Source organism: Flavobacterium laiguense (genome assembly GCF_003097655.1).
GTDB lineage: Bacteria > Bacteroidota > Bacteroidia > Flavobacteriales > Flavobacteriaceae > Flavobacterium > Flavobacterium laiguense.
Window position 1 is genome coordinate 576,240 of record NZ_QCZH01000001.1, and the last position, 20,610, is coordinate 596,849.

21 protein-coding genes are annotated in these 20,610 nt (G+C 35.9%); 5 read left to right on the forward strand and 16 right to left on the reverse strand.

Annotation, left to right across the window (positions count from 1 at the left end; genetic code table 11):
- Nucleotides 1–43 precede the first annotated feature (43 nt).
- Nucleotides 44–721, reverse strand: a complete 678-nt coding sequence (locus DB891_RS02350) for an SCO family protein (RefSeq protein WP_116760160.1) — start codon at nt 719–721, stop codon at nt 44–46.
- A gap of 141 nt (nt 722–862) precedes the next feature.
- Between DB891_RS02350 and DB891_RS02355 the strand changes: the two genes are divergently transcribed.
- Complete coding sequence (locus tag DB891_RS02355; protein WP_116760162.1) at nt 863–2,926, forward strand: M13 family metallopeptidase; 2,064 nt, start codon at nt 863–865, stop codon at nt 2,924–2,926.
- Nucleotides 2,927–2,990: 64 nt separating this feature from the next.
- Here DB891_RS02355 and DB891_RS02360 read toward each other — a convergent pair whose 3' ends face one another.
- From DB891_RS02360 to DB891_RS02380, 5 genes are read right to left on the reverse strand one after another with little or no spacing between them, the layout of a single operon-like run.
- On the reverse strand, nt 2,991–4,937 hold the full coding sequence (locus tag DB891_RS02360; protein WP_116760164.1) for a S9 family peptidase: 1,947 nt from the start codon (nt 4,935–4,937) through the stop codon (nt 2,991–2,993).
- A gap of 24 nt (nt 4,938–4,961) precedes the next feature.
- Nucleotides 4,962–5,888 carry a DMT family transporter gene (locus DB891_RS02365; protein WP_223256031.1) on the reverse strand — a complete coding sequence of 309 codons (927 nt, stop codon included), beginning with the start codon at nt 5,886–5,888 and terminating at the stop codon, nt 4,962–4,964.
- Nucleotides 5,889–6,713 carry an SDR family oxidoreductase gene (locus DB891_RS02370; RefSeq protein WP_116760166.1) on the reverse strand — a complete coding sequence of 275 codons (825 nt, stop codon included), beginning with the start codon at nt 6,711–6,713 and terminating at the stop codon, nt 5,889–5,891.
- A 23-nt stretch (nt 6,714–6,736) separates the two neighbouring features.
- Nucleotides 6,737–7,186: a GNAT family N-acetyltransferase gene (locus DB891_RS02375; protein ID WP_116760168.1), complete on the reverse strand. Its 450-nt coding sequence runs from the start codon at nt 7,184–7,186 to the stop codon at nt 6,737–6,739.
- The gene (locus DB891_RS02380; protein WP_116760170.1) at nt 7,183–8,073 is read right to left on the reverse strand and encodes a LysR family transcriptional regulator; all 891 of its coding nucleotides are present in this window, start codon (nt 8,071–8,073) and stop codon (nt 7,183–7,185) included. Before DB891_RS02380 ends, DB891_RS02375 begins: the two co-directional genes overlap by 4 nt.
- A gap of 146 nt (nt 8,074–8,219) precedes the next feature.
- Between DB891_RS02380 and DB891_RS02385 the strand changes: the two genes are divergently transcribed.
- Complete coding sequence (locus DB891_RS02385) at nt 8,220–8,615, forward strand: rhodanese-like domain-containing protein (RefSeq protein ID WP_116760172.1); 396 nt, start codon at nt 8,220–8,222, stop codon at nt 8,613–8,615.
- Nucleotides 8,616–8,691: 76 nt separating this feature from the next.
- Here the strand turns inward: DB891_RS02385 and DB891_RS02390 are convergent, their stop codons facing one another.
- The 4 genes from DB891_RS02390 to DB891_RS02405 all read right to left on the reverse strand — a co-directional run bounded on the left by DB891_RS02390 (nt 8,692) and on the right by DB891_RS02405 (nt 12,883).
- Nucleotides 8,692–9,216 carry a GNAT family N-acetyltransferase gene (locus DB891_RS02390; RefSeq protein WP_116760174.1) on the reverse strand — a complete coding sequence of 175 codons (525 nt, stop codon included), beginning with the start codon at nt 9,214–9,216 and terminating at the stop codon, nt 8,692–8,694.
- A gap of 14 nt (nt 9,217–9,230) precedes the next feature.
- Nucleotides 9,231–11,630, reverse strand: coding sequence for a M20/M25/M40 family metallo-hydrolase (locus tag DB891_RS02395; protein WP_223256032.1), 2,400 nt, complete (start codon nt 11,628–11,630; stop codon nt 9,231–9,233).
- Between the two features lie 11 nt (nt 11,631–11,641).
- A complete protein-coding gene (locus DB891_RS02400; protein WP_116760175.1) occupies nt 11,642–11,995 on the reverse strand; it encodes a DUF2116 family Zn-ribbon domain-containing protein in 354 nt (117 codons plus the stop codon).
- A 300-nt stretch (nt 11,996–12,295) separates the two neighbouring features.
- On the reverse strand, nt 12,296–12,883 hold the full coding sequence (locus DB891_RS02405; RefSeq protein WP_116760177.1) for a hypothetical protein: 588 nt from the start codon (nt 12,881–12,883) through the stop codon (nt 12,296–12,298).
- Nucleotides 12,884–13,170: 287 nt separating this feature from the next.
- Here DB891_RS02405 and DB891_RS02410 point away from each other — a divergent pair, with 287 nt between their 5' ends.
- On the forward strand, nt 13,171–13,494 hold the full coding sequence (locus tag DB891_RS02410; RefSeq protein ID WP_116760179.1) for a single-stranded DNA-binding protein: 324 nt from the start codon (nt 13,171–13,173) through the stop codon (nt 13,492–13,494).
- Nucleotides 13,495–13,550: 56 nt separating this feature from the next.
- On the opposite strand, the gene DB891_RS02415 is transcribed toward DB891_RS02410, so the two are convergent.
- From DB891_RS02415 to metG, 6 genes are all read right to left on the reverse strand, one after another.
- Nucleotides 13,551–13,730, reverse strand: coding sequence for a hypothetical protein (locus DB891_RS02415; RefSeq protein WP_116760181.1), 180 nt, complete (start codon nt 13,728–13,730; stop codon nt 13,551–13,553).
- Between the two features lie 60 nt (nt 13,731–13,790).
- Nucleotides 13,791–14,303, reverse strand: a complete 513-nt coding sequence (locus DB891_RS02420) for a ferritin (RefSeq protein ID WP_116760183.1) — start codon at nt 14,301–14,303, stop codon at nt 13,791–13,793.
- A 119-nt stretch (nt 14,304–14,422) separates the two neighbouring features.
- Complete coding sequence (locus DB891_RS02425) at nt 14,423–15,835, reverse strand: hypothetical protein (RefSeq protein WP_116760185.1); 1,413 nt, start codon at nt 15,833–15,835, stop codon at nt 14,423–14,425.
- 80 nt (nt 15,836–15,915) lie between these two features.
- Entirely contained in the window at nt 15,916–16,545 is a 630-nt protein-coding gene (locus DB891_RS02430) for a chloramphenicol acetyltransferase (RefSeq protein ID WP_116760187.1), read from the reverse strand.
- A gap of 137 nt (nt 16,546–16,682) precedes the next feature.
- The gene (locus tag DB891_RS02435) at nt 16,683–17,372 is read right to left on the reverse strand and encodes an HAD family hydrolase (RefSeq protein ID WP_116760189.1); all 690 of its coding nucleotides are present in this window, start codon (nt 17,370–17,372) and stop codon (nt 16,683–16,685) included.
- Between the two features lie 154 nt (nt 17,373–17,526).
- Nucleotides 17,527–19,587 (reverse strand): methionine--tRNA ligase, encoded by a 2,061-nt coding sequence (metG, locus tag DB891_RS02440; protein ID WP_116760191.1) that lies wholly within the window; start codon nt 19,585–19,587, stop codon nt 17,527–17,529.
- 229 nt (nt 19,588–19,816) lie between these two features.
- On the opposite strand from metG, the gene DB891_RS17545 reads away from it, so the two are divergent.
- Together DB891_RS17545 and DB891_RS02445 are read left to right on the forward strand one after the other, a co-directional pair.
- Nucleotides 19,817–19,969, forward strand: a complete 153-nt coding sequence (locus tag DB891_RS17545; protein ID WP_189337084.1) for a hypothetical protein — start codon at nt 19,817–19,819, stop codon at nt 19,967–19,969.
- Between the two features lie 88 nt (nt 19,970–20,057).
- Entirely contained in the window at nt 20,058–20,597 is a 540-nt protein-coding gene (locus DB891_RS02445; protein WP_116760193.1) for a DMP19 family protein, read from the forward strand.
- Nucleotides 20,598–20,610 lie beyond the last annotated feature (13 nt).

Consider the following 20,610-nt stretch of genomic DNA (forward strand, 5'->3'; position numbering starts at 1 on the left):
AAAATACATTTTTTATTATAATTAAAGGTGATAATTATCAGTTTTACTCATTTTTTTCATTGGCAGTAAGCCAATTAATATCTTCTATTAATCGCTGTATATCTTCCTTTTTGGTTCCGTCATAAAAGCCACGAACGCGTCTTTTTTGATCTACCAAAACAAAATTTTCAGTATGCACCATATCATACAATTCCTCTGGTTTACCGAGTTTTACAGCCAAGTATGATTTTCTGGCCATGGTATAAATTTCTTTTTTATCGCCTGTGACTAGATTCCATTTTGCATCAATGACACCGTATTTTTTAGCATACGCCTTTAGTGCGGGAACATCATCAGTTTCTGGGAAAACGGTGTGTGAAAGCAGCATTACTTTTGGATTGTTTTTTATTGCTTTTTGTACATCGACCAGGTTGGTAGTCATTTTGGGACAAATAGAACCACAAGTGGTAAAGAAAAAGTCGGCTACGTATATTTTGCCTTCATACTCTTTTTGGGTTATGGTTTTTCCGTTTTGATTCACAAAAGAGAAATCGGCAATCGTGTGGTATTTGCTAATGTATTGTACGGTACTGTCCACCAATTCTGGGTTTACATCAGCGGGATTATAAATCGGTAATGATTTACTGGGTTTTAATGCCGAATAAAACAAGTAAAGGGTTATGATAGAAAAAATCAAAACGATACCAATATAGGTTCGGTATTTTTTTAAAATGGATGACATAATTTTAATTTGGTGCAAAAATACAAAAAAGTTGCCCTTTTTAATTGAAATCTATTTCGCAAAAGTCACTTCGAATTGTATTAACATTTTTTTAATATTTTTATTAATAACTTTGGGACACTAACTAATTTAAAATAAATAATGAAAAAATTAAGCAAGAACAAATTGTTTTTTGTGATTCCTGCAATCTTTGGATTAAATGTTGTGCAGTCACAAACATCAGATATTGCAAAAGAGCCTGGGATTAATGTTAATTTTATGGATACATCTATAAAACCTAATGATGATTTTTTTAGATATGTCAATGGTACATGGCTCAACAAAACTGAAATTCCAGCAGACAAAACTACCTGGGGAAGTTTTAATGAGTTACGCCAAAAAACAGATAATGATGCCTTAGCAATTTTAGCGGAAGCATCTAAGAATCCAATCTATAAATCGAATACAGATCAAGGAAAGGCAATTAATTTGTATAAAACGATTATGGATACGGTTGGAAGAAATAAAAAAGGTCTTTCTCCATTAAAACCATATTTGGCTAAAATTAATAGTATAAAAAACATCCAAAATGTACAAGATTTATTAATAGAAATGGATCCTATTGGGGGTTTAGGCTTTTTTGGTGTTGGTTCTGGTACGGATGCAAAAAACAGCGATAGAAATGTAATTTATGTGAGCCCGGGAAGTGTAGGGCTTCCAGATCGCGATTATTACGTTTCTGACGAAAAAGATTCAAAAGAAAAAAGAGAAAAATATGTTTTGCATGTGGCGCGAATGCTTCAGTTTTTAGGGGACAATCCGACTGTAGCCAAAACGAATGCGGAAAGAATTTTGGCTTTAGAAATAGCAATGTCAAAACCAAGATTTGATAGAGTAGAACGCAGAGACCGAAGGAAATCATACAATCCTATGACCGTTTCAAACCTTCAGAAAATAGCACCATCCATTGACTGGAATAGTTATTTGACAGGCATTGGATTTAAAAATGTGGATTCATTGATTGTTTCTCAACCCAAATATATGGTTGCTTTGGAAGGTGTTTTTAAAGAAAACAAAATTGATGATTGGAAAGCCTACATGCGTTGGACATTGTTGAATAGGTCTTCTTCTTTATTATCTACAGATCTTGAAAATGCCAATTGGGAATTTTATGGTAAAACCTTAACAGGAGCCATCAAACAAAGACCTAGTGACGAAAGGGCGCTGCAAGTAATCAATGGTTCTGTTGGAGAAGCATTAGGGAAATTATATGTTGAAAAAATGTTTCCTGCAGAAGCTAAAGTAAAAGCTGAGAAAATGATAAAAAATATTTTTGTCGCTTTCGAAAACCGTATCAATAATTTGAAATGGATGTCTGCTGAAACAAAATTAAGTGCTATTGCCAAATTAAAAAAATCTAGAATAAAAATAGGATATCCGGATAAATGGAAAGATTATTCCGCATTAACTCTAAAGAGTCCTGAAGAAGGCGGTACTTTTTTTGACAACAGTATGGCTTTATCCCGTTGGAGAACCAATGAAAATATAGCGGAATTAAACAAACCTGTAGATAAAGATAAATGGGGAATGTCACCACAAACGGTAAACGCCTATTACAATCCTTCTATAAATGAAATTGTATTTCCAGCAGCTATTTTGCAACCTCCATTCTACAATTATCAAGCAGACGAAGCCGTGAATTATGGCGGAATAGGTGCTGTAATCGGTCATGAAATTTCTCATGGTTTTGATGATTCAGGTTCCCGTTATAATGCAGAGGGAAATCTGGTAGATTGGTGGACTCCAGAGGATTTAAAACAATTCACGGCACTAACAGGTGCTCTAGCAGATCAATACAGTGCTTTAGAACCATTACCGGGAATTCATGTCGACGGTAAATTTACTTTGGGAGAAAACATAGGAGATTTGGGTGGCACTAATGCCGCTTATGATGGATTACAATTGTATTTAAAAGAAAATGGCAATCCCGGATTAATAGATGGATTTACGCCGGAACAACGTTTTTTTATGTCTTGGGCAACCGTTTGGAGAACCAAAATGCGTGACGAATCAATAAAAACTTTGGTAAAAACAGATCCACATTCACCTGGGATGTACAGAGCCTATGTGCCACTGCAAAATTTAGATTCTTTTTATGAGGCCTTCAATATTAAACCTGGAGACGGGATGTATGTAGCACCAGAAAAAAGAGTAAAAATCTGGTAATATTCAGTTAGATTAAAATAAAAATCCCATTTGTCTATAGTTGACAAATGGGATTTTTTTGGCTTTATTTTAATAGATATTCCTGCATAAATCGGATTACTGCAAGACGTTGATAATCGATATTGGCTTTCTTTTTAAACCCATGGCCTTCATCTTTGGCTTCCAGATACCAAACGGTATTCCCTTGTGCTTTTAGTTTGTCACGCATTTGAATGGCTTCTGTAACAGGAACTCTTGGGTCATTTTTCCCTTGAATGATAAACATTGGTTTTTTAATTTTATCCGTATTGTTTAATGGCGCCATCTTTTCGAAAAAAGCAGCCATCTTTTCTTCTCTTTCATCACCATATTCTACTCTTCTTAAATCCCTACGGTATTCTTCGGTGTTCTTTAAAAACGTATTGAAATTGGAGATTCCAACAACATCAACAGAACATTTTAGCTTGTCCGCATAATGATAGGCAGTAGCAAGGCTCATGTAACCACCGTAACTACCTCCCATAATCATTATTTTATCTTTGTCTAAGTCCGGTTGAAGTGCAATCCAGTCTAGTAATGCTCCAATATCTTTTACGGAATCCTCTCTTAAAAATCCATTGTCTTTTGCTAGAAAGGTTTTTCCAAAGCCAGAGGATCCACGTACATTCGGGAAAATTAGAGAAACGCCCATTTCGTTGGTGTAATAATTATTAGAACCTAAAAAGGACGCTTGAGATTGTCCTTCGGGACCACCATGAATATTGATAAGTACGGGTCTTTTTCCTGTAAATTTTGGTGAAGCTGGGTAATAAAAACCAGAAATCATTAAGTTGTCAAAGCTTTTCCACTCGATGAACTTTGGGGTAGACATGTCCGATTGTTGCATTTCGCCTAGTTCACTCGATGTCCATTGCTCAATTTTTTCGCTTTTTAAGTTTAATTTGTAGACATCGGCAGCCGATTGAGCCGTTGATTGTACAAAGAAAATACTCTGATTGTCTTTGGTGAAATCAGCTCCGGCTATAAGCCCAATAGGAATGTTTTTGACTTCAGAATACGATTTGTCTCCAGTATTCATAAGGTACATTTTGTTGATTCCCGCTTCATTGGTTATAAATACGATTGTTTTCTTGTCTTCAGAAAGGGAATATCGTTCTACGTTCCAAGGAATTTTGGAAGTATGATAGGTTGTTTTTTTTGTTTTTAAATTCAGGGTAGCCAGTCGTTCAAATTCATTGTCACGGTCGGTTACATACCAAATTTCATCCGCTGTATTGCTATATTCAGCATTGGTTTGAACAATACTTTTTGATTTCCGATCGGTAATTTCAGTTAGTTTGCCAGTTTCTAGATCCAATGACCACAAATGGGATTCATTTGCCGAAATGCCCTCGCCAACCAATAGCTGTTTATTGTCTTTTGAAATATCATGGATTCCCCAACCACCACCTTTTACTTCAAGGATAAGCTTGTTCGAACTTGGGTTGTTTGGATCCATATAATAGATATCTCTGTCTCCGCCATTTCTTTTGGTAGAGGAATAGTAAAATCCTTTTCCGTCTTCACGCCAAGTTACGCCGCCATTTTGAGATTTTCCACCATCGGTAAGCAAGGTAGATTGGAGTGTTTTTAAATCCAATTTGAACAATTGACCAAATTCATTTCCACCAATATCTTTAGAATAAATAAGATATTCCCCTTTGGTAGGTTCATAAGTAGCACCACTTACCGGTTCGTCAAAAAAGGTGATTTGTTTTCTAGCTCCCATGGGTTGGGAAACCAGATGCAATTGAGAAGTCGATCCAAAACGGGTATTGATTATAATGTCGTTTCTTGTAGGATGGATTTCTGCTAAAGTGGCACCTCTCGATTCAGAATATTTTTTAACTTGACTTGCAAGTTCACTTGGAATTGCAGCGATATTTTCGGTTATCAAGTTTTCGTTCGGAACAATGTAGTTCTGCTTTTGTTGAGCATGGACAAATGATAACCCAACAAAAGTTGGAATTAAAACAAAGAATTTGATTTTCATAAATATGTCATTTTAAAATTAATACTAAATAGATCTCTTTTTTCGCATGGCGTAATTAATCACATACAATCCAATTAAAGTAACACTTCCGCCAAAGATAATTGCCGTGGTTAAGGGTTCTCCAAAAATAAAAGAACCCAAAATAACCGCTACTATCGGGTTGATATATGCATAGACACTACTCAATTCGGTCGGAAGTTTTTGCAAGGCATAAATAAACGCAATAAAGGTTAATACAGAGCCAATAATGACCAAATAAGCAATAGACCACCAAGAATTAGCAGGTATTTCAGAAACGGGGATACTCGTGCCCGTAGCGCCTACAAAGGCAAACAGGAAAATACTGGAAATGAACATTTGCAATCCCAAACTAAAATACGGATTGAAGCTAGCCGCTTTTTTCTTGGTATATAAAGTCCCAAAAGCCCAGGTAATCGTTGCTGCTATTGAAAGGACTATACCAAATTGAAAGTCGGGTTGTAAAAAGTCGAGTAGATGCTCATAAAAGATAACACAAACGCCTCCAAAACAAACCAAGATTCCCAAAACGGCCAATCGTGTAATTCTTTCCCCTTTGAAAATACTGATGAATACGATCCATACAGGAACCATTGCGCCAATGATGGCGCCCAATCCGCTGCTGATGAATTTCACACCCCAAGTGCTGAGCCCGTTGCTTAAAACAAAATTGAGTAAACTAAGAATGATGATGCTTTTCCATTGTATTCCTTTGGGCCAGGGTGTTTTTTTAAATAAGAAAAAGGCAAGATATAATGATCCGGCAATAAATTGTCTAATAGCAGCCAGTTGGAGTGCTGGCATGTGTTTGACTCCTTCTTTGGAAGCCAGCCAAGTAGTACCCCAAAAAAAACTTACCCAGCACAAAGCCAAAATGGGCAATCCAATGGCATTGACTCGGGATTTAAAAACGGTTTTTATTTTTGTTCTCAACTATAATTCGGTTTTAATAAAGGTGTAACCCAAAACGGTTTCTACTTTGTCACTCAAAATGAGTTTTCCATTAGAAGGCCTGGAGTGATTAAATTGAGGTAAAGGTAAGACTAATTCGGTTGCTTTTTGTGTGTAATAAGTTTCTCTTGTGGGATGAAATGGACATACTCCATTGTAAATTTCGTTCCAAGAATCAGTAGTTATGATTTTTAAGATTATCCCAATGCAATCTTCTTGATGGATAAAGTTGATGGGCGCTTCCGGATTTTCCAAATTTTCTTTTCCAGCCAAAAAAGTAATCGGATTTCGGTCTTCGCCAATGAGTCCGCCAAAACGCAGAATTGTTGTTTTGAAGTTTGGATTGTTCAGTAAAAGCGCTTCCACTTCCAGTAATTGTTTGCCGCTTTCGGTATCGGGTTTTGCAATCGTTTCTTCGGTTATCGTACCATTGGCTTTGCCATAAACCGAAGTCGAACTCACAAAAAGAACGTTCTCAATCCTAGATTTTTCTATATAAGGAATCAGTGTTTTCATCTTTTCTACAAATACCTTTTCATTCGCAGTTGCAGAATCACTATTTTTCCCTCTCAATTGGGGTGGGATATCAATAACCAAAGTTTTACTTCCGCTAAGGAAATTTTCAATAGAGCCTGTTATACTTTTGCTGTCAAGCGCAACCAAAAAGGGATCAATGTTCAACGCTTTTAATTCAGCAAGTTTGCCTTCTGAAGTAGTCGATCCCTTTACAGAAAAGCCATTTTCTAGTAAGGCTTTCGCCAAAGGAAAACCCAACCAACCGCAACCCAATATGCTTATTTGTTTCATTTTTTGTAACTTAAAAAAGATTTTTATAAATCTAAAGAAAAACGAACTTTGTCTTTTCCGGTTCCTCCGATGCGATGATAAAATTTTATTGCTCTTTCATTGAATTTGGGGGTTTGCCATTGTATATTGATGCAGTTTTTTGCTGTTGCAATTTGCTTTAATTTTTCGATTATAGCTTCACCGATACCGGAGCCGCGAACCTTTTCTTCGAGATATAAACAATCCATATACATAAAATTTTCGGCATCCCAAGTTGAATAATCAATCGTATAACTCGCATATCCTACAATAGTTTTATTGTTTTCTACGACCAAACAAAATAATCTGGGTTGTTCCTCAAACAAAGCCTTTTTAAGACCTTCTTCTTTTCCAACAGGATTAAAAGTAGCTCTTTCGAATTCAGCGTGTTTTTGACATAAATCAACAACTGTAATTATATCATCAGGTTGGCATTCTCGTATTAAATAATTCATTGAAGGTTAATTTCGGTTTGTAAAAAAGTTATAAATTGATTGAAATAGTCGGGTTGTGGCTTGTCTGTTCTTATAGCAATGAAATGTTTTCGCTTTAGACCTTTTTTCCCAATTTTAACGGCCTTTATAGAGCTGTTTTTTAAATATGGTTGCAAAGCCCATTTTGCCATAGACATGACACCCATATCAGCCTTAACCATTTCGATTGATGCTTCGGTAAGGGGTAATGGCGTAACTTTTTTAGGTGTTATGTTAGCTGGAGCCAAAACCATTTGATGTATGGTAACCGTTTCTAATGGCAGGGAGTGAATGATTAAATGTTCATTTGTAAAATCTTCGGCTACTACATATTTTTTAGTGGCCCAAGAATGATTTTCAGATACAACCATCACCACTTCATCTTGAAAAAGTTCAATGTATTTTATTTTATCATCTTTGATTTGGTCACTCACGATTCCAATATCAATTACATTATCCAGTAGTTTTTGTAGCGGATAATGAGTGGCTTCGGTTACAATTTTCAATTCTACATTGGGATACAAATGATGAAACTGTTTTAAAACCGAAGGCAACCAATGGTAACTAGAAAAGCATTCCGTGCTAATTCGGATTTCGCCAAATTCCCCATAAACCATTTGTTTGATTTGTAGTTCCGTTTCAGAGAGTTTATCTAGGATCTCATTTGCAATTCCGTATACTTTCTCTCCCGCTTTGGTCAGTGTCAATTTTTTATTTGTTCTCAAAAACAGCTTTGTGCCTACTTGATATTCGGCTTCTTTGAGTTGATGACTTAAGGCCGATTGTGTCAAATGGAGTTTGTCAATTGCCTTTGTGATACTTCCTTCTTCGACAATCGCTTTTATCAATTTTAAATGTCTGATTTCCATCTTGAGAATTATTTTCACAAAGGAACAAAATATATAGATGGCTATCTATGAAAAGAATTCATGCAATAGATGAATTCTTTTCGTTTTTATTGCAAATGAAGTTGTTTTACTTTTGAATTATTAAATAATCTAAAAAAACAGTTTATATGGAAGCTCAAATTAAACACTATAAAAACAAATTGGCATTTGAAATGGATACGTCCGATTTGTTTGATGCCTTGAACAATGGCCAAAAGGTAATTGTACTCGATGCCCGAAAAGCTTTCGGATTTGAGGCAGAACATATACCCAATGCCATCAATATTCCGCATCGCGAAATGAGTGCAGAAACTACCAGTCATTTGGATAAAGACGTTTTATATGTTACGTATTGTGATGGAATAGGCTGCAATGCTTCTACAAAAGGTGCCTTGAACATGACCAAGTTGGGATTCAAAGTAAAAGAATTATTAGGAGGTATCGAGTGGTGGAAATTTGACGGATATGCTACTGAGGGTACTCAAGGAAAAAAAGATGGAGCGAAATTTGAATGTGCTTGTTAATTAAATTGAACTTTTAAATTCTTTAAGGTCATAATTTATGACCTTAAAGAAAAATCTATTCAGTATTACCTATAGCTCACACCCAGTCCTTTTTCAGAATGTGATACTCAAAGTGGGGAGTATTATTAAAATCCACAATGCCTATTTTGGTCGCACCAATTTTTGAAACTGCTTTTTGGGATCGGATGTTAGTGTCACCTATATGAAAAGCTATCGTATCTACGTGCTGGAAAGCATAATCAATAAGTAATTGTTTCATCGCTTTGTTGTGATTTCCTCCCCAGTATTTTTTTGCCAAAAAGGTAAAACCAATGGCAATTTTAGAATTTTCGGAATCAAAATCATAATAACGGGTGCTGCCAATTAGTTTCTCTGTTGCTGAATCATAAACTAAAAATGCACTTTTAGACTCAACTGCACCATCAAAAAAAAGCTGAAACACCTCTTTTTGGTATCTGTTTTTTGCGGGGTGCTGTTCCCAGATTTCAGGGTCTGATGCTACTTCATAGAGCATTTCAAAATCACTTTCTTTGAGCGGAGTCATTATTACTTGAGCGTTTTCTAATATCTTGGGCTGTAAATTAAATTTAGAATCAGGCATAAATTGTTGTTTTGTTAAAGTCCATTTTGTTTTACTTGCAGACTGTCTTTGGCGATTACCGGTTGTACTAATTTAGGATTAACAACTGGTGAAACAACAGGCGCAACCACTTTCGGTGTTGGTTTTATTTTTTGTCTAATGACCACCGCATCATTCAAAACAAAAGGCGTTGGCATCATCCAGTCTTCCCTATGATTCATGGCAAAAATTGGATTGGTCATTAAATCAAAAGAACTTTCCATCACATCCATATCCAGTACAGTCGATCTGTTTAGTGTAAATTGTAATACCAACGGTTCGTTGTTGACTACATAATAACTCAATAGTTTTTTTCCGTTTCTTTCTAGCTCGGTTCCTTTTTGACCCAAAGGAATTGCCCCGTTAGCTTTGAAATTGAAAAACGTCATAATTTCATCGGCAAAAATATCATAGCGATTGACCTTTCTGTTTGGGGTAATTTTTATCTTCAAATATTTTTTGAATCCTACCACACTGTCTTGTAGAAAAGTAATGGTTGGTTTCGCGATCCCTTTGTTGGGAGCTTCGGCGGCATATGTGAATTCTGACTGGTATTTACTAAACAACTTCAAATCATTCCATGTTTTTGCTTGTTTTGGATTTTCACCCAAATAGCCTTTTGACCAAGAATCCAGATTGGTGTCATAAGTGACCCAATTGGCTTTGTTGGTATCGGCATTATAGAGATATACCAAACTATTCGATTTTGCTTTGCCATGCTCATATCCTGAATTATACTGGGCTTTTACCAAAAAGACTATCGCAATTATAAACAGCATTAAAGACCAGCTTCCTTTTTTTGTGAAAGCCCCAAAAATTGGCAAGAGTAAAGTAAATGTCAAAACAGTCAAAATTGCACTACCAAACAATACTTTCAATCCTAAACCTACAGGAAACATTTGGATAAACGGAGCAATGATCAACAAGGCGGGAATCCCGCAAATGAGGTTTACAATCCAATTGGACCTTTGACTAAACACAAAAACCGCAAAAGCAACCAGTCCAAAATAGACAGGAATAATCAAGAATCCTGCGCCTGGCAAACTGTTGGCAAGAAATCCATTCAGCACAATCCAAAATAACAGCGGAATCACATAATGGTTCATCGTCACTTTTGGTTTGGAAGCAATCTGATAAAAGAAAAAACAAATTGAAAGGCTTAAGAATACAAAGGCAGCAATATAATCGTGTCCATTATAGGTAAACCCGTTAAGTAAATCATTGTATTGCGGATTGATCCACAGTAATGCTTTCCAACCGTAATAGGTAATCAATCCCGTAAAAATCAAAGCACCCAAAAACGGGAAAAACCCTTTCATGATTTCATTCAATTTTAGCATCTTTTTGGCTTTGCCCAGAAAAACTAAAATGATTAGCAAACCTACGGCTATTAGCGTCATTGGCAGTACCCAAGCAAAAGGATAGCTGATGAAAGAAAATGGAATGGTAAAGTAAACGTAGTCTTCGGTTGCAGCAGTATTGTCTAAATTTGCATTCGAAAAATAATTCAGCAACGGCATCAAATACGAACCTTGATGTTTCAATGTGCTTTTGTCCAAATGCGCTACATCATCCTGAGCGGTATGGTAATTAAAATGACTGTCTATAAAAGCAAAATTAAATCCTTGAATATTGCCTTGCTCTCTAAAAACCGTTAAGTCGGTGTCATTGGGCAGCATTTTGTAAATGCTATACATCAACGAATTCGAAACTGGATACTCAGCGCCCGCTTTGGCAAATTCCTTAACCAAACCCGCATTTCCTTTGTTGGTTTCCATCAACATATAACTCGGTCCCGAAGAGCCACGGGCTTCAAAATTCAATACTAATCCCACTTCTTTTGCCCATTGGTGTTCGGTGATAAAAAGCGCAGCACCATTCAAACCCAATTCCTCTGCATCGGTAAACAGAATAATGATGTCGTTTTGGTGTTTGGTTTTAGCATTCAAAAAAGCACGAACGCCTTCTAGTATCGTAGCCACGCCAGAAGCGTCGTCACTTGCCCCATGAGAAAATGAATGCGGTGCGCTGTCATAATGAGAGAGTAGGAGCAATGCTTTGCCACCTTCAGTCCCTTTTATGCGGCACATAATATTTTTAGACTTTACAAGATTCCCCCAATCACTCAGCGTAAAGCCTTCCTGAACGGTTGTTTGTAATCCTAGTTTTTGAAGTTCTTTAATAATATAATTGGCCACCACTTCGTGGTTTTGGGTGCCTACATAATGCGGTTGTTTGGCAATCGCTTTTATATGATCCAGAGCCCGTGAGGTCGAAAACTCAGTAACTTTTTTGTTTTCATCTGCCGACCAAGAAGGCATCATAGTTACAAATAGGAATCCCAAAATCAACAAGATAGAGGCGACAACAATAATAGAAGAGAAATTTTTTTTCATTATTTGGGGTATTAAATATCTTTTTTAACTAGCATATAAAAATCATTATCCAAAACCATATAGCCTTGGTCGTACAGGAAATAGTAGGTATTTCCGGACTTGGTATTCAAAATATTGGTAAAAAACTCAAAGTCAAAACCCTTGCTCATCAACTTGGCTCGCGTTGTTTTCGATTTTCCGTCGGCATTCGCATTCAGTTCCGACAAAATTCGGTAATTTTTACGCAATTTGTTATTGATATTGCGCATATAATTAGTGCTATCCTTATTTATTTTGTTGTTGTAGGCATTCCGGCAACCATCGCTACAGAATTTCTTGTCTTCGCGACCTACAATGGGATCTCCACATTCGAGGCAGGTTTTCATAATATCATCGTTTTAAATTCAACATTATTTCTTTTTTTTTCGGAGCCAAATAATAGGCTTTATTTGTGGGTATGGGTTCCTGCTTTACTCATAGTTTATATTTAAAAATTTGTTTTCGGGAATATAAATATTTCGCCTTTATCTCTCCGCTGCGTTACGAGGATATAGGCTCTATCAGGGCTAATTAGGATTTATGGTTTTAGAATCAAAGAATTCATTTGGTAGATTAAACATTTCAATTTTATTCTTGTTTACATAATTTATAAAAATAAGAATGAAATAGTCCATTATAGATTTTGATCATTTTACACCAATAATTTCTCTAAATACTTCGGCAAGTTCAAGTCTTTGTTCTTTGATTTTTTGAGCTGATTTTATTTCTTCAAATCTCCATTGTTTAACAATACTTTCATCACTGCTTATATTTTTATTTTCACTTGTTTTTGCAGTAATCATTTTACTTGTTAGAGCTAAGCAATCATTTAGTGAATTAATTATTTTTTCGCAAAGTTCGTGTTTCAAGTAGAGTCTATTCTTTTCAAGAAACTCTCTCGTTTCTTGATATTTTTTAGCAGCCATTTTTTCAGGGGTTATGTCTTTAGATTGCCATTTATCTAATTCATTTTGAACTGCAATTAAAGATAGCATACTCTCAAGGTTAAATAATGACACATATAATTCCTTTATTATTGTTCCTCTTTCTTCGTGAAGTTTAGAATATTTAACTTGATGTTCAATTTTATGGATCTCAATTTTATTTTTCTGGGTTTCTAAAAAAACTTCTGAGCTTTTGCCTATTATAATTTTGCCTAAATAAATAATAATTCCTCCTGCAGTTAAGCCACCAATACTGATTTGGAATAGGTATTTTACTAATTCATCCCCCATGATTTTTGTTGTTGTTAATTTTAAAGAGTCTAGATTTGATTATAAATTATGTTTCTATTGCGCGAATTAAAAATCTTTGAATCAATCAAATATACTCAAAAAAATCCATTTACAAACGGTTACAAATAATTACAACCGAAAGTAAGTAGTTAGCAACCGAATAACTTTTGGAAGCCGTCGCATCTTTGCCTTGTCGAAATGAAACAAAGCAATGTCAATAGCAATGTCAATTTCAATGACAATAAAAAAAATAATTTATACACACTAACATTTAAATTTTACACGCCATGAAAAACAGAGTACAATTAATCGGAAACGCAGGAAATGACCCTATAATCAAATCTTTTGAGGGAGGAAAAAAATTAGCCAATTTGACTATCGCCACTAACGACAGTTACAAAAATGACAAAGGAGAACGAGTAGACCAAACCGAATGGCACACTGTGGTTGCCTGGGGAAAAACTGCCGAGATTATTGAAAAATTCGTAACCAAAGGCAAACAAATTGCCATAGACGGAAAACTAACCCACCGTAGCTACGAGGATAAGAACGGTGAAAAACGATACATCACCGAAGTGGTGGTTAGCGAGATTATGCTACTAGGGAAGTAGGTTTAAGTTTTTTCCATAAAAAAAAAGAGTCCCGCGGGACTCTTTTTTTACTCTATTTATAAATGGTTGTTTTTTTTCTTGCGCAAATCAAACATCGGGCAACGATCACAACGACGATCCTCCCCTTTTTTATATTTTTCACAACATTTTGATTTGAGTTTTTTTGCTGTCTTAATATTTTCAGGATGTTTTTTTTTGTCTTTTTTCTTTTCCTTTTTTTTATCTTTTTTACTCATTTGGCAAAAGATTAATAGTAGGATAAATATGCTTTAGACACTAAATAAAATTTAGCTAATTTATGCTTTTGGGCCAGAACGATTAACCGTTAGCTGCTGAATGTCTCGGTCAAAAAGATACAATCCTCCTTTGTCGTCGCCAATCAAGTTGATTTTGTCCAAAATTGATTTGGCTGTTGCTTCTTCTTCAATTTGCTCTGCTACATACCATTGCAGGAAATTATGAGTGGCGTAATCTTTTTCTTCAAACGTAATATGTACCAACTCATTGATAGAGTCCGAAACAAAAATTTCATGTTTGTATAGTTCTTCAAACATTCCTTTGAAGGTTTCGTATGTTGTTTTTGGGGCTTTCAAGTCGGTAACTTGAGAATGGCCGCCACGTTCGTTTACGTATTTGATCAATTTAAGCATGTGCAAACGCTCCTCATCCGATTGAGCGTACATAAACTGTGCGATTCCCTCCAGTCCATTTACCTCGGCCCAACAAGCCATGGATAAATAGGTTTGAGAAGATTCTGCTTCTATACGAATTTGTTTGTTTAGTGCTGTTTCAATATTTTTTAATAGCATGGCGTTTAGTTTTTAGTAAAGTTAAAAAAAAATATTCACGGATGTCTTTTTTTGAATAAAAGCTTTTCTATAGCAGTACAATTTTACGGAACATCAGGATTTATAAAGTGGAATCAGGGTTAAAACGAAGGGTCAAATCCATCAGTAAACTTACGCATAATGTATTGTTTGGCATACATATCATAATACCCGAAAATATAATAGTTTTTGAATCGGATAGTGCTTCCCAAAGAAACTTCGGTATGTTCATTCGTGAAACGAGATATAAAATCTATGGCAAGAGGCTCTTGCTCTTGTTTGGTTTGTTGTAGTTTTTTATCGAATATGCTTTCAAAGTAAACCGTTGTCGGTCCTGCATTGTTTAGTAAATCATAAGCGACATCTGTAGAATTTGCATCAACTGCAGCATTTATTCTTCTCGAAAGATCCGCATAATTGCTCTGGGGGTCACTTGTACCTCCCAATGTGACCAAGATAGTTTTGGGTGTTTTATATACCGTTAATCCGGTATTCATATACAATAGTCGTTGCAGAAACTTGGCTGTGTTTTTTACTTCTCTTGGTTTTTGATTGTCAATCTGAATGTATAGAGGAGAATTTTTAAAGGTAATAGTGTCGGTTTTTGAAACTTGATGGTTTTTGATGATTTCTTTCGATCTATAGTCTTTTATTTCTAGCAATAGCTCATCGTCATTAGAATTAAGTTGGTATATTTTATTTTCATGATAAAAAGAATTGGCTAACCCAATTTGCTTTTTTGTAGCGGGTTGTAGAAACTTTTTTTCTTGAATTTCAAAAGTGCTTAAGTCAATATCGAATACCTGCGTTTCATTAAAATTATGGTCTAAAGTGAGCAGCAGTCTGTTTTTCAACACATACAATTTGGTTTTTTGAGTCCCTTTAAACAACGGATTGAACTGATTGGTTTCTATTTTTTCAATAGGGCAAACTTCTAAGATCTGATTCAATGTTAAAGGTTTTGTATTTCTGTTTTGAAATTTAAAGGAAGAGAAATCCAGTGTTTTTTCTTCTTTTTTTCCGTTTTTAAAAACATACAGTACCAATTTTTGTTCTAAATCTTTTTGTGAAAGAATATAAAAGGTGTTGTTTTCCTGAAATTGGGTTACAATCGATTCATTAGAAAAAGAAAGGTAATAATTATAAACAGCGGTGGTTTTGGTGTTCAAATCATATTGAACGGCCATCATTTTTTTTAAATTCTCGGATGACCAATAAAGCGTTGGGTTTTCCTCGTCATTGAAACTGTAACCAGTCAATAGTTTATAGTCTAAATCGGGACGTGCTTGCGTATATTGATTGGACAGAAATAAAGCGCTATTGTATTTTAATATTGTAACGGTTTCTTTGTCGGATGCAAATACAAAGAGATCGTGTGTATTGGTGTTTTCGGCATTTAGGATTTGCTTGTATTCTTTTGATTTTTTTAGTTCTAATGGATAGCTAGTCAATACCGTTTGGCTAAAAAGCAGGGAATTTTGTATTAGAATCAAAAAAGCGATTAATTTTTTCATTGTGTTCTTTGCTTTTGGACTAAAATGAATTGGGTTAAAGCGAGGCCAAAAAAACGGATTCCATTTTAGATCAATTGTATTTACTGATTCATTATTTCCTGAAAATAATCAACCATTTGTCCCACATGCAGGGCGTCCATCAATCCATGATGTACATGGATTGACATGGGTATTGTTCTTTTTCCGGCCTCGGATACTGTCATTTTTCCAAAAGATATTTTGGGACAACTATCGGGGAAAGTCATGTTTCGAGCGTGAGAAAGCGAAGTAAAATCTAACCAAGGAATGGCCGAAAAGTGAATGACATTGTCCTCATTGAATTCCCGAGTAAATAAACCGGTTGTGTTTTGAATGCGCTCAATTTCGGTCAATGCTGTTTGTTCAAAAATCGCATAATCAGGATGATATTCGATCAAAGAAAACCCAAAAGTACCATCGGCACGACTTATCGTTGCCGATCCATCAATTCGATCATGAACGTAGATATGGGTGTTCGAAATGCGGTATCTGAAACTTTCAGAAACATTCATCGCGTTCAGGGTTTTGTGCAAATAATAAATAAAAAAGGAAGTGCCTAGCGTTTTGGAAGTTTCATACGCTTTGGTGCAATCAATGGCTACTGTTGCTCCAAAAAAAGGTTCTTGCATTTGTTTAAAAAAAAGAAAATGTTCTTTTCGATTCCAATTGTCTAGGTCTAAAAGTGTTTTCATAGTTTTAGTATTTTTTGATGTCAAATTCTATAGTTGTGCAAACCTTTTTAACGAAGTGCTTTTAAATTTAAAAACCTAGCTAAAATACTAAATATAAAAGTATTATAACCAGGTTTTGTATGTTTTTAAACGGTTTTTTATAATTCCAATAGCGTTAAAACTTCTGTTATTTTTTCAAATGCTTGAAAGTTTTTGTGTTCCACTTTATGGTCTATTTTTTCATGTGCCCAAGTGGTGTGAAACGGAATGTGAACGGCGTGTCCGCCAATGGCCAAAACCGGTAAAACATCCGATTTTAGGGAATTACCAATCATAAAAAACTCATTGGGTTGTATCTCCAAGCGTTTGATCAAATCCGAATAATCTACTTCTTGCTTGTCTGACATCACCTCGATATGGTGAAAATAATGCCCCAAACCCGAATTGTGTAATTTTCTGCGTTGGTCCAGTAAATCACCTTTGGTGGCAACCACCAATTTGTATTTCCCCTGTAACGCTTGTAAAGTTTCCTCGACTCCATCCAACAAAACAATCGGTTTTTCAAGCAATTCTTTTCCGTATTGTATGATTTTCTCAATAATTTCGATCGGAATAGTATTGTTTGAGATGGTCATCGCCGCTTCAATCATCGATAGGATATAGCCTTTTATGCCGTAACCATATAATTTTAGATTCTCGATCTCCACCTTGAAAAGCTCTTGTGAGATTCCTTGATGCGACAGGTAATCTTCCATCAAACCGCAGAATTTTTTCTCGGTTTCATCAAAGTAGGTTTCGTTGATCCATAAGGTATCATCGGCGTCGAAGGCAATTACTTTTAGGTTCATGGTTTTTGTTTTTACCGCAAATTCGCAAATTATTCTTTATTATATTGAATTAAAAATTGCGAAACTTTTTGAGGTTTATTTTATTTATTTTTACCGCAAATTCGCAAATTATTCTTTTTATATTGAATCAAAATTTGCGAATTTGCGGTTGAATTTAATTTATCGTTTCCCCATTCCCAACCCCATCTGCATCAGGATTTACAAAAACCAATTTTCCTTCGGCATTAGTAGTCATCAAAATCATTCCTTGACTTTCTACGCCACGAAGGTTTCTTGGTGCCAGATTCACGAGAACGGTTACACGTTTTCCAACAATGTCTTCCGGTTTGAAACTCTCGGCGATTCCCGAAACAATCGTGCGAACATCAATTCCGGTATCTACTTTCAAAATCAAAAGCTTGTTGGCTTTTGGCATTTTTTCCGCTTCCAGGATTGTTCCCACACGGATATCCATTTTGGCAAAATCCTCAAACTGAATTAGATCTTTCTGTGGTTCCGCTACTTTGTTTTCTGCTTTGTTGGCAGATTTAGTCGCTTCTAGTTTGTCTATTTGTTTCTGAATTTCCTCGTCTTCAATTTTGGCGAAAAGCAATTCGGCTTCCCCAATTTGATGACCAGCAGGGATTAAATCGGATGAATCAGTTATCGTTTTCCAGTTTATAGGTGTTTCTATTTTTAAGATTCTGGATAATTTTGTAGCTGTAAATGGCAAGAAAGGCTCACAAAGTGAACTCAATGCAGCAGCAATTTGCAACGCAACATACATTTGGGTTTGTACACGAGCTGGATCAGTTTTAACCATTTTCCAAGGCTCTTCGTCAGCCAAATATTTGTTTCCAAGTCGAGCTACATTCATCATTTCGCCCAAAGCTTCTCTAAAACGGTATCTTTCCAATGAACTCGAAATCACGGCTGGATAGGCTTTCAATTCTGTCAAAGTAGCTTCGTCAACTTCAGATAATTCATTTGGTTGAGGGACGATTCCGTTGTAATACTTATTGGTTAATACCACCACACGATTAATGAAATTTCCATAAATGGCTACCAATTCGTTGTTGTTTCTCGCCTGAAAATCTTTCCAGGTAAAATCATTGTCTTTGGTTTCAGGAGCGTTCGATGTCAATGCATAACGCAAAACATCCTGTTGGTTTGGGAAGTCTTCCAAATATTCGTGCAACCAAACGGCCCAGTTTTTAGAAGTCGACAATTTGTTTCCTTCCAAGTTCAAGAACTCATTTGCAGGCACATTGTCTGGCAAAATATAACTTCCTTCGGCTTTTAGCATCGCTGGGAAAATCACACAGTGAAAAACAATATTGTCCTTCCCAATGAAGTGAACCAACTTCGTATCTTGATCTTTCCAGTACGGTTCCCAATCTTTTCCTTCGCGTAAAGCCCATTCTTTGGTCGATGAAATGTACCCAATTGGCGCATCAAACCATACGTATAATTTTTTTCCTTCGGCACCTTCAACCGGTACGTCAATTCCCCAGTCCAAATCACGGGTTACCGCACGAGGTTCCAATCCGCCATCGATCCAAGATTTTACTTGTCCGTAGACGTTGGGTTTCCAGTCGTTTTTATGTCCAACAAGTATCCATTCTGTTAAGAAATCAGTATATCTGTCCAAAGGCAAAAACCAGTGTTTCGTCGATTTCATAATTGGAGTTTCACCCGTAATCGTCGATTTAGGGTTGATTAAATCAGTTGCATTTAGCGTAGAACCACATTTTTCGCATTGATCACCATAGGCTTCTTCATTACCACATTTTGGGCAAGTTCCCACCACAAAACGGTCTGCCAAGAATTGATCTGCTTTGGCGTCATATAATTGCTCCGTTACTTCCTCAATAAAATCACCTTTGTCATACAGTTTCTTGAAAAATTCCGAAGCGGTATCGTGGTGAATTTTCGCCGAAGTTCTGGAGTAATTGTCGAATGAAATACCGAAATCAGAGAATGATTTTCTAATAATTCCATCGTATTTATCAATTACTTCTTGTGGCGTAATGCCCTCTTTTTTGGCTTTCATCGAAATAGCCACGCCATGTTCATCGCTTCCGCAAACAAACAAAACGTCTCTTCCTTGCAAACGCAAATAACGAGAATAAATGTCCGAAGGCACGTAAACCCCCGCCAAATGGCCAATGTGAATCGGTCCGTTCGTATATGGCAATGCCGCTGTAATGGTATATCTTTTTGGATTCTGTATCATAACTCAATTTTATTGGGTGCAAAAATAAGCAATTATTTATTGTCATCCTGAGCGAAGTCGAAGGATTAGGAGCTATTTCCCGCTATTCGTTGCAATCTTTTGTACCGAAAACCGGCACAAAAGGATTTTCACTGCTATCGGGGCTAGGGCATTTGGGTTTTTAATTGGTCTCTCATTTTACCATAGCTTTGTTTATATTTGCAAACGAAATTATCGAAGCGTATAAATTATGGCAAAAGGACCCGAAAAAAACACCAAAAACAAGGCTTTACATACCAAATTGCTAAATCGGAAAAAGTCTAAACTTCAAGAAGAGAAAAAAGAAAAAGCATTGCGGTTGAAAGCTTTGGTCACAAAAATGAATCAGAAAAAAGCGGAGTAGCCAATTTGTTTTCAGATAAATCAATTTGGATTTCTTTTCTGTTTTAATTTAACTGAAATTTGCACTTTAGTATTTAAACAAAACTAGTATGGAATTCGGCAGAATAATTATTTCAGAAACAGCAATGAACAGTGAAAATCTTCAAGATGTGGTTCACTCCAATATTTCGGTCATCAACTTAATGCGCGAGGAAGGAGTAAATGATGATTTGATTCACGAGGATGCTTTGATGAGTTATTATTTGGATTATTATTACTCTCAATATGTTACTGGAAATTTTCCGCAATTTGTTCACCATTCGGGTTGGAATAAAGAATTAAACGAATTGATAGAGGAAGGTTTGGCACTCGTTGGCGCCCCGAAACATTTGGAATTATTCCAACAACAAAGTAAAAAGATAAAACTAATGAGCAGCGTAAAGCTCAATAAATTCCTGAAAGGGAAATTGGAAGGCGTAAATCCCATAAGAGATTTGCTCAATAACGACACTTTCTTCGAGATCGAAGAAAATCTGGTTACTTTGAATGCCGATTTTTTAAAAACCCACCCCGATTTCGAAGTACTTTCGGTAGACGATATGTTTGCCGCTTTGGAAGAATTTGTGGGTCACGAGATTAAAAGAGAATAGCCAATACGTTAGT